General features: G+C 65.6%; 5 protein-coding genes and 1 pseudogene. 1 reads left to right on the forward strand and 5 read right to left on the reverse strand.

Translation table 11 applies throughout. The features are described from left to right. Window positions 1-119 precede the first annotated feature (119 nt). Both A5766_RS15810 and htpG read right to left on the reverse strand, forming a co-directional pair. On the reverse strand, window positions 120-1,499 hold the full coding sequence (locus tag A5766_RS15810; protein WP_064864797.1) for a hypothetical protein: 1,380 nt from the start codon (window positions 1,497-1,499) through the stop codon (window positions 120-122). Window positions 1,500-1,638: 139 nt separating this feature from the next. Further along, window positions 1,639-3,615 carry a molecular chaperone HtpG gene (gene htpG / locus A5766_RS15815; RefSeq protein ID WP_064905358.1) on the reverse strand — a complete coding sequence of 659 codons (1,977 nt, stop codon included), beginning with the start codon at window positions 3,613-3,615 and terminating at the stop codon, window positions 1,639-1,641. A 212-nt stretch (window positions 3,616-3,827) separates the two neighbouring features. On the opposite strand from htpG, the gene A5766_RS15820 reads away from it, so the two are divergent. Continuing rightward, window positions 3,828-4,580, forward strand: coding sequence for a PIG-L deacetylase family protein (locus tag A5766_RS15820; protein WP_064905352.1), 753 nt, complete (start codon window positions 3,828-3,830; stop codon window positions 4,578-4,580). 1 nt (window position 4,581) lies between these two features. On the opposite strand, the gene recD is transcribed toward A5766_RS15820, so the two are convergent. From recD to A5766_RS24720, 3 genes and pseudogenes are all read right to left on the reverse strand, one after another. Then, window positions 4,582-6,435, reverse strand: coding sequence for an exodeoxyribonuclease V subunit alpha (gene recD, locus A5766_RS15825; protein ID WP_197501485.1), 1,854 nt, complete (start codon window positions 6,433-6,435; stop codon window positions 4,582-4,584). Continuing rightward, window positions 6,432-9,917, reverse strand: a complete 3,486-nt coding sequence (locus tag A5766_RS15830) for a UvrD-helicase domain-containing protein (RefSeq protein WP_064905354.1) — start codon at window positions 9,915-9,917, stop codon at window positions 6,432-6,434. The genes recD and A5766_RS15830 overlap by 4 nt, the downstream gene beginning before the upstream one ends. Continuing rightward, window positions 9,914-10,651: pseudogene (locus A5766_RS24720) on the reverse strand (exodeoxyribonuclease V subunit gamma); the annotation flags it as partial. The gene A5766_RS15830 and the pseudogene A5766_RS24720, both read right to left, overlap by 4 nt.

Below are 10,651 nucleotides of genomic sequence, written 5' to 3' on the forward strand. Positions count from 1 at the left end.
CCCCCCCCCCCCCCCCCCCCCCCCCCCCCCCCCCCCCCCCCCCCCCCCCCCCCCCCCCCCCCCGCGCCCGCGCCCCCCCCCCCCCCCCCCCCGCCTTGCTGGTGGTCATCTACGGTTCGTCACCGAGCCGAGGTGAAGGTGGGTTCGGAGGCGGCGAGGTCGACAGTGCCACTGATGAAGTCGCTGTCGGTGTAGCTTCCCGGACCGGATGACGTCGACATGTACGTGGCAGGCCACTCCACACTGCCGTACACCTTCACGCTGGTGGGAGTCTCGTAATCCGGGCTGAGCCTGAGTTGAGTGATGTCGTTCGGCTTGGTCCATCGGACGCTGCCCGGCACGACCGACTGGTACAGCGACTGCGAACATCCCGGCTTGTCCTTCGACGCGTCCGCCTGCGTGGAACCCGCGCAGTTCGTGAAGTACGTGTCGAGGGCCGTTGCCACAGCCTTGGTGCCCCGGTCGCTCAGCTCGACTTTGAGCGAGTTGTATGACGCGTAGGTCGGCCCCAGCGGGAATTCGCTCGATTGATCAGCCTTGACCGTGAAATTCGGGTTGCTCGATCCCCACTCGACCGGCCCCGGGAACACATAGACCTTGCTGTCCTTGCTGACGTCGACACCGAACGCGGTCAGTTGTGGCACGCGGGTGTCGTCGACGTCGATCGGGATCGTTCCATTGTCGACGGTCCACTTGCCGTCGGACTTCTTGAGCATGAAATCAACGTCAGCGTTGCGATCTCCGAATTTGTACGTGGCTTTCACCGTGGCCATCGACGACAACGACGTCGACGGCTCGCGCACATTGATGTCGGAGATCTTGGCGATCGCCTGTTGCTTCTTGAGCACCTCGTCGGTGAGGAGTTTGTCCGACGGCGGTGTTCTGACGACGCTCAGCGCCTTCTTGGCGTCGCCGTTCGAGAGACCCTCCAGATAGGTCTGGACTGCGGCCTTGGGCGAACCTCCGGGACCCGAGTCGCCGGTGAATACAACGATGAGCGTCACCACGAGGGCGATGATCACGACGAGGACGCCGCCACCTATGCCGAGAAGTAGGAAGAGACGCTTGTTCTTCTGCTTCGATTGTTGCGGCGGCACTCCCCCGCCACCCATCGCTGGTTGCGCACCCCACGCAGCGCCCGGTTGCTGCCCATAGCCCTGCGGTTGGCCGTACTGGGCTTGACCGGCTTGGGCTTGACCGGCTTGGGGCTGGCCGAAGTTCGTGTCGTGCATCTGGTTCGGCTGCTGACCGAAGTTCACCGTCGGGTCGGTGGCCGTTCCGGTCGGCGCCGCTTGCCATTGCTCGTACCCGGGCTGTCCGTAGGGCGTCGACTGCCCGTACGCCGGTTGCTCGGGGCTCTGCTGCTGTCCGTATGGCGTGTACCCGCCAGCAGACTTGCCGTCGCTCGAGGCCGCTTCACCCCCGCCGGAAGGACCCTGCGGTGCCGCGCCCTGCGGCGTCGAATCACCCGGCTGAAACGGATCGTGCGGATAACTCACGGCGGCATCTCCCCTTGTCGTCGCCGACGCGGGCAGCTTCAGTGGCTCGTTGCACTCGCTGTCGGAATCGTCGGAATCGGACCAACCTTAAACGAGCTACAACGATCTGACGCAGTCGGGTCGGACAGGCGAATGATGGTCAGTCGGTGCCGCCCGCGGTCGCCACAGAGGCGGTCAGTGTTCCCGTCAGCAAGCGCGCGAAATCGGCCGGATCGTCGAGCTCCCCGCCCTCGGCGATCAACGCCATCCCATAGATCAACTTGGCCGTTGGGGTGAGCCGAGAATGGTCGGCGTCGGCCTTGAAGGCCGCGTTGAGCCCGGTGACCAGCGGATGATCGGCGTTGAGTTCGAGCGCACGCTTGGTTTTCGGCAGTTCCTGACCCGACGCACGATAGAGGCGTTCGAGTTGTGGCGACATCGAATACGTGTCGCCGACGAGACACGCGGCCGACTCGGTGAGGCGGTGCGAGAGGCGGGCTTCGCTGATGTCGGCGTCGAGCGCCTCGCCGAGCCAGGACAGCAGTTCCTCGAACTCGGCAGTGCGCGCATCCGTCGACTCGTCGGAAGTGCTCGTGTCACCGTCGAGTTCGTCGAGATCGACCTCTCCCTTGGCGATTGAGCGGAACGGCTTCCCATCGAATTCGACACCGCTCGAGACCCACATCTCGTCGACGGGGTCGTGCAGGAAGAGCACCTCGATACCCTTGGCCCGGAAAGCTTCCATATGCGGCGAGTTCTCGATCTGCTGACGGGATTCGCCGGTCAGGTAGTAGATCGACTTCTGTGCGTCGGACATCCGACCGACGTAATCAGCCAGCGAGGTCAATTCGTCTGCGGCGCGGCTTGTTTCGAATGCCGATGCCTTGAGCAGCGCATCACGGTTGTCGGCGTCGTTGACGAGACCTTCCTTGAAGACGCGACCGAAGTTGTCCCAGAACGTCCGGTAGTCGTCGGGACGGGCGGCGCGCATCTCATCGACGGTCGAGATCACCTTCTTCGTGAGTCGACGACGAATGGCTCTGATCTGTCGGTCCTGCTGGAGGATCTCGCGGGACACGTTGAGCGAGAGGTCCGCCGCGTCGACCACGCCTTGCACGAAGCGGAGATACTCGGGCATCAGCTCGTCGCAGTCGTCCATGATGAACACCCGTTTGACGTAGAGTTGTACGCCGCCGGTGCGTTCACGCATGAACAGGTCGAACGGTGCTTGCGACGGGATGAACAGCAGCGCTTGATATTCAAACGTTCCCTCGGCCTTGAGGGTGATGATTTCGAGCGGATCGTCCCACGCGTGCGCGACGTGGCGGTAGAACTCCTTGTACTCCTCGTCGGACACCTCGTCGCGCGAACGCGACCACAGCGCCTTCATCGAGTTGATGGTCTCGGTTTCGGTGCTGGTCGTGGTGACCGGTTCGTCGCCCTCGTTCTCGGCCGGAGTGGTCGTCGTCTTCTCGACGTCCATCCGGATCGGCCACGCGATGAAGTCGGAGTAACGCTTGACGAGTGCGCGGAGCTTCGTTTGGTCGGTGTAGTCGTAGAGGTGGTTCTCGGCGTCGGCAGGCTTGAGCGTCAGCGTCACCGACGTTCCCTGCGGCGCGTCGTCGACATCGGCGACCGTGTAGGTGCCGTCACCCGTTGATTCCCAACGGGTTCCGGTCTGCTCGCCCGCCTTGCGAGTGACGAGGGTGACCTTGTCGGCGACCATGAACGTCGAATAGAAACCGATGCCGAACTGTCCGATCAGCTCTTCTGTCGCCGCGGAATCCGACGCCTGCGCGAGCTTGGCACGCAACTCAGCGGTGCCGGAGCGCGCAAGCGTTCCGATCAGTTCGACGACCTCGTCGCGTGACATTCCGATGCCGTTGTCGCGGATGGTGAGGGTGCGCTCGGCGCTGTCACCAGAGCTCGGCTCGAGCGTGATGTGCAGATCGGAGGCGTCTACGTCGAGGTCCTTGTCGACGAGCGATTCGAGTCTGAGCTTGTCGAGCGCGTCGGACGCGTTCGAAATCAGCTCCCGAAGAAAGCTGTCCTTATCCGAGTACACGGAGTGAACCATCAGGTCCAACAGCTGACGGGTCTCTGCCTGGAATTCGCGGGTTTCCGACTGTGTGCTCATCAAGTGCCTCCGGATCAGTACGACTGTGCGCATTGTCTGCCGATTCGATGCCATCGCGACCACGTGGGTGCGACGTGCGCGACATGAGAATTTTACCGACGCTGCGCGCAGTACTCTGAGGAGGGTCGGAGGGCGGCGAACCTCACCGCGCCCGGACACAATCGACCCAGCACCAAACGACCGCAGCACCACCGAGCCTTGGAAAGCGAAGGATGTCGACGCCGCGCATCATGCTCGTTCATGCACACCCCGACGACGAGTCGCTGTGGACCGGCGGCCTGATCGCCCGCGCTATCGCCGCAGGTGGCGAGGTCTCGGTGGTGATGTGCACGTGGATGTCGGGCACTCCACGACATCGCGAGTTGCTCGACGCACTCGGCGAACTCGGTGTACACGACGAACCGATACTGCTCGACTACGCGGACCTGAAGGTGCCGGAGTCCGCGCCGGGACATCAACGGTTGACGGATGCGTCGTTCGACAGCGAGGTCGCCGAGCTGGCGCGCCACATCCGACGTCGACGACCCGACGTCCTCGTCACCTACGACCCGTATGGGATCTACGGACACCCCGATCACATCAGGGCACACAGGATCACCTGTGCTGCCGCCGATGCCGCGGCCACCCCGACCCTGTACCGCGATGACCTACCGGCGTGGCAGGTGCGCTCGCTGTACTTCGCGACGATCGCCGACTGGATGGTCGCCGAACTGGCCGACACACTGTTCCCTCGACTACAGCCCGGCGACTTTCTCGGTACGCCCGCGCACACGCTCGGACTTCAACTCGACGTATCCGAATGGATCGAGCACAAAGTTCGCGCGATCGAGTCTCACAAGTCAGAACTGGCACGACGATCTACCGTCTCCGCGCTGATGAATCTGCCGCGCGCACAACGTGATCTGGCCCTTGGCACCGAATGCTTCCTCCGCCGCGACCTCATCGCCAACGGCTGCGACCTCTGACTCAGGCAAGTTCGCGGACCGCCGACCGCAACCCGCTCGCCCGATGGACACGGCGAGTGACGGCCTCGGCCAACACTTCTCGCGTTCCGACGATTCGCACACGAGTACGTGCACGCGTGATTGCGGTGTAGAGGAGTTCGCGGGTCAGCAGCTCCGATCCCGAGGGCGGCAGCACGATGGTGACACCACCGAACTGACTTCCCTGGCTGCGGTGAATGGTCATCGCGTATGCCGGCGCGACGTCGGGAAGCTGCACCGGTGCGATCAGCCGCTCCTGCGCGCCACGGCGGAATGCGACTTCGAGGCGATCGGGATCGGTCTCGCCACCGACACGGACCACCACTCCACAGTCGCCGTTGAACGTCCCGGTCTGCCGGTCGTTCGACGTCACCAGCAGCGGCTCACCCACGGACCACACCATCGTGTCGAGCTCGATCCGCGGAAGGCCGGGCGACTCCGACAGCCAGTCGGCGACGCGTCGCTGCCAGCCACGCACGCCCCAGAGTCCCTCACGATGCGCGCACAGGATCCGGTGCGAGTCGAGCGCGGCCAATGCGGCGTCGACGTCACCGGTATCTGCCGCGCGGTGCAGTGCCGTGCCCCATGCGACGATGTCGTCGTGAACAGCGTCGAGCTTGTCGGGCGCGACGAGTTGTACGTCGTCGATGTCGGCCGAGGTGACGAGGTCGACGACAGCATCTGCGTCGCCACGATTGACCGCATCGGCCACGCGTGAGATCTGTCCGCCGAATCGAAAACCCCGACGCAGCGTGACCACTCCATCTTTCAGACGCGCTGATTCGTCGGCATTCATCTCGATCGAGGAATCACCTGCCGTCGGCGCGGACGCCCGAACCGATGGTGGGCCGGGAGCGCGCTCGACGAGGTCAGCGAGGACCGCACCCGCCTCCACCGAAGCCAGCTGATGGGGATCGCCGACGAGAATCAATCGCGCATCCGAGCGCACGGCGTCGAGTAGTCGGCTCATCGCGGTCATCGACAGCATCGATGTCTCGTCGACCACGATCACGTCGTGTGGCAGCTTGTTGGCCAGACCGTACCGCGGCGTCGAGCCCGGCCGCCAGCCGAGAAGGCTGTGCACGGTCACCGCCCGCACCGAGGTGGGCAACGTACCGTCGAGGTCGACCGACGCCTGCAACTGGGCTGCAGCGCGACCAGTTGGTGCGCACATCCCGATGCGGAGATCTCCCCCCGCGAGACTGTCGAGAACCGCGAGAATCCGAGCGACGGTGTACGTCTTTCCCGTTCCCGGGCCACCGGCGAGGATCGACGTCCAGTGTGAGGCGGCAACCTCGGCGGCGAGGCGCTGCCGAGGCTCTGCGGTGCTGTCAGCGAACACCTCGGCAACCTGCGCCCGCACCGCCTCGACATCGACGTCAGGTGCGCTGGTCGCACGGTTGGCGAGCGTCTGGCGGATCGATTGCTCCTGGCGGAAGTACTTCTGTAGGTACACCAACGGGCCGTCGTCGGAGTCCATCAGCACCACGGGCTGCAGCGTCGACCCGCGGGCGCCGACGACCAGCGGACAATCGCGAAGTTCGGCGAGCATCTCGACGGCACTCGGAAGCGCGAGTGCCTGCGCGCCCGGGAGTTCGTCGACGGTGGTGAGCGCAAAACATGTCGACCCGAGGCGCACCGAGCGCACGGCGAGTGCGATGGCGACCTGAGCCGCGACCGCGACCGGCTCGCCACACATGCGGACCATGCGCGACGTGATGTGCAGATCGGACGCAGCGAAAAGGCCTGCGACGTTCGCGTCTGCGAGGATGCCCTCGGCGTCGCGAACCCGCCGCGCATCGTCGACGGACAGCACACCGGGATTGTCGGTGCTCACCGGTCGTCGCCCCCTTCGATGCCCCCGAGTAGATCCGACAACTCGGTGACCAACCCGGTGGGGATGTCCCATTCGTAGACACCGCAACCCGGTGGGGTGTCGGCGCCCACCATCCCTCGCACGAAGTGGTACTGCACCGGACCGAGGTGCTCGGCAGGCGTGTAGCCGGGTAGTCGCCAGCGAAGATAGCGGTGCAGCGCAACGGAATAGAGCAGTGCCTGCAGCGGATAGTGTGCGCCGATCATCTCTGCGGCCATTGCATCGGCGGTGAAGTCTTCCGCGCTCAGCTCGCCCGGACGTAACCGGTTGGTCTTGTAATCGACGACGACGTATCGGCCGTCGGATGTGCGGAGCACCGAGTCGATGCTTCCGGTGAGATAGCCGCGCAGTGCGCGCGGCGGAATCTCGGCGAGTGACTCGGCGTAGGCGCGTAGCGGATCCTCTTCGGGGAGATGGTGATTCATCAGGGCGGCGACGTCGGACAGCACCGCCGCGGCAGACGGCGTCGACGCCGCATTACCGAGCGGGAACTCGAAGTCCAACTCTGCCAGCCGATTGCGCGGCCCGACCGACCACAGGGTGCCTCCGAGCGAGGCCAGTGGGGTTGTCAGTACGGCACGTAGCGCGGCGGCGAGATCATCGACGTCGACGTCGAGCGCGTGCCTGGTCGCGGACGTGGCACACAGTTCGCGGACATGGTCGTCGATGTCGGGTGCTGCGGTGTCGACGTATTCGAGCACCTCGTGGACCAGTGTTCCGAAGGCCGCTCCGAATGGCATGCCGTTCATCAGCGACGGTGTTCCGTCGGGAAGCGTCGAAGCCTGTGCGGCTGCCGGATCCGTTGCTGCATAAGGATCGCCGGAGTCGACCCTGTCGGCGGGATCGTCAGGCTCGTCGGTGATCAACTCGCCCTCGGCAGCGGAACCGACCTCGGGTTCGCTACCGGTTGTCAGGGTCGGATGTTGGTGCGCGGCACCGGCGATCAGGGCCGAGTACGAGGTGCGGCGCCACTGTTGGTCGATCGTGCGGGTGAACCGCGCGACATCGAGTTCAGGACGGCTGTCGTCGTCATCGGGCGGTGTCCACACCGGCGCCGGTGAGTCGTCGGCGTGCTCGACACTGATCGACACCGGCGGATCGGCCGCGAGCGCACGCAGCGTCGACACGCACGTGTGGTCGTCCGGCACGTTCACCGAGGTCGGCACGGTCTCGGCGTCAGTGCCGCGTCGCGTCTCGCCTGCGTGTTGTCGGCGTCCGAACAACAATCGGTGCAGTGGACCCTTCGACGTGTTGAACGACGGTGCCCAGTGCATGACGACCTGTGACGAGGCGCGCGTCAATGCGACGTAGAGCAGGCGGAGGTCCTCGCCCGCCTCCTCCTCGTTACGACGCGCGATCCGCTCACCCCAGCCGCGAGTCCCCTCGCCACCGACGTCGAGGTGACGGCGACCGGCATCGTCGTGGTAGCGAAAGGTTTTCGGCTTCGAGACCCGCGCGGCGTCCCAACCGAACGGTACGTACACGATCGGGAACTCCAGTCCCTTGCTCGCGTGGACAGTCATGATCTGTACGACATGTGTGTCGCGGTCGAGACGTCTGGTCTGATCCTCGTGGCGCCGCCACTGGGATTCATCGGCGATGCGATCCGCAAGCCACTCCACGACACCCGCCAACCCACACTCGTTCTCGACGACGTGCTTGTTCACCAGCGACGCCACCTGCAGCAGATCGGTCAGTGCACGTTCGCCGTCCTCGATTCCGAGCACTCGGCCAGCGACGTTCTCGGCTGCGAGGAGACGCTGAGACAGCGCCGCGAACCCACCGTCGGCGAAGACTCGACCCAGTTCGGCGAACATCGACGACAGCTCTGCGAGGCGGGTGTCGGTAGCCTCCGCGAGTTCGCTTGCGTCCCAACCGATCAGGGGCGTCAACGCGGCAAGTCGGACGCGGTCGGCGCGCGCCGGTTGCTCGATCGCACGGATCACCCACAACCAGTGCAGCGCACCGATCGTACGGAAGACGCTGGTCCCGGTGCCGACGACTGAGGCGATACCGAGTTCCGACAGCGCACGCTGCAGTGGCTCGATGGTGCCGTTCGTGCGAACGAGAATCGCGATGTCGCCCGGGGTGACAGCGCGTGGTCCGTCGCCGGTGTCGAGCCGGGTGTCGGAGGCGAGGAGCCGGGCGATGTCGTTCGCGACGTCGGCCGTGATCGCGGACCGAACGTCGGCAACCGAAGGGAATCCGCTCTTTCCGCGGATGGTGAAGTCGCTTCGCGACAGGGCGCGCATGCGCAGTGCCGGTGCACCGGAGATCCGACTCCCCGACCGCGCGGCCCGAACGGGGTGCACCGTGATCGATCGGTCGCCGAGGCTTGCGCCGCCGTAGATCCGATCCAGCGCGGTCACGAGGTCGGCATCGGAACGGTGATTCGTGTCGAGCGCACGGAGCGAATCGGCGACGTCGACGGCCGTCAGGTAGCTGCGGACCTCTGCACCACGGAACGCGTAGATCGACTGTTTCGGATCGCCGACGAGAACCAGTTGTCGATGCCCGTGAAAGCAGCGCCGCAGGATCTCCCACTGGAACGGGTCGGTGTCCTGGAATTCGTCGACGAGGATCAGCTCGAACGACGCCCGGATGCGCTTGCACGCCGCCTCACCGAACTCTGGGTCGGTGACGACCCGGTACAGGATCGTCTGGAGGTCGTCGTAGGTCCGCAGTCGCGCGAGGCGCTTCCGACGTTCGACGCGGCTACGCACGCGCTCGCAGAACCGCACGCGCTGGGTTGCGGCCGAGGGTGTGGCGTCTGCGGTGTCGTCGGGTTGCGGCGCCAGCGGCACCCCCGCGCTGCGGACGGCTTCACGCGCGATCGCCATCGCCTCACCGACGGAAAACGGTGGGCGGTCGGCATCACCCGCATACGACGACAGGTACAGATCGAGCGCGGTCTGTTCGACGATGTCGTCGGTGTCTTCGACGACGTCGTAGATCAGTTCGCGTTCGCCGAGGAAGCCCAGCGCTTCGAGCATCCGGTTACAGAACGTATGCGTCGTCGCGATCGTCGACGCGTCGAAATCGGACAGCGCCTGTATGAGACGTCCACGGCGCGCGGCGATGTCGTCGGGGCTACCGGTCAGCACCGCACGTAGCACCGGGTCGTCGTCGCCGTCACGATCGGCGTGCACGCGGGAAGGATCGAGAGCGACGACGAGGTCGGCGAGGCGTGCGCGCATGCGCTCGCGCAGTTCGGCACTCGCCGAGCGACTGAACGTGACCAACAGCAGCTTGTCGATCGGCAGGCCGTCGGCGATCTGTCCAGCAGCGACGCCGACAATCGCATACGTCTTACCTGTCCCAGCGCTGGCCTCGAGGACCGTTGTGCCGCCGGGCAACGGTGCCGCAACGTCGAAAGGTTGTGGTGCAGCGGCGGTTTCGGACCCCGGTGTCCCCGTGTCGGGGATGGTGCGCGCTTCGGTCATGACATCGTCTCGTGGTCGAGGAGTGGATTCCAGAGAGCGCGGGCGAGCCTGGTGAACAGCGGCGCCTCGGCCTCTCCGGGCAAGGTCAGCCCGGCCCACCGGGGGTCGTCGGAGGTCGACATCCGCAGGATCTCGTCGAATGCGACCGACGACGTCACGTCGGCGCCGAAAACAAAGCGCAGGTAGGTGTCGGTGCCCGCGCCGAACATTCCGTCGAAGCTGCGTCGTGCGGTCTCCACCGCCGCTTCCGAACGGACGCCTGCGCGCACCTTGGTGGCGTACTCCTCCGCTGGTTCGAGCGGCAGCGGAAGCGGCGAGCGCAACCCGAGATCGCGGAGACGCACCAGATCGTTGAGCACGGCGCGTGCGTCGTCGGGAGCAGTGAGCATGGACTGGGCAACCGCTCCCGCGCCGCCGCGGCCGACGACGAGCGCCGACGGCGGTGACGCGTCGGCGGCCGACGCCGCGAGGAGCAGCAATCCCAGCCACGCGGTCAATCGCTGCTTGGCCCGCACACGTGAGTACGTCGCGGTGACGATAGTCGTTCCGAACGGCGAGTTCTCGACGATGTCGGCGATGCTGCCATGGACGCGACGAGCGTCGGGCAATGTGACGACGACGTCGCGGGTGACCGGCGGCTGCGTGCGTACCGAGGCGACCGCGTCGTACACACGTGACACCGTTTCGGAGATCTCGACCAACTCACGGCGCCCGAACTCGTATGGGGGCAGGTT

Source organism: Gordonia sp. 852002-51296_SCH5728562-b (assembly GCF_001665475.1).
GTDB lineage: Bacteria > Actinomycetota > Actinomycetes > Mycobacteriales > Mycobacteriaceae > Gordonia > Gordonia sputi.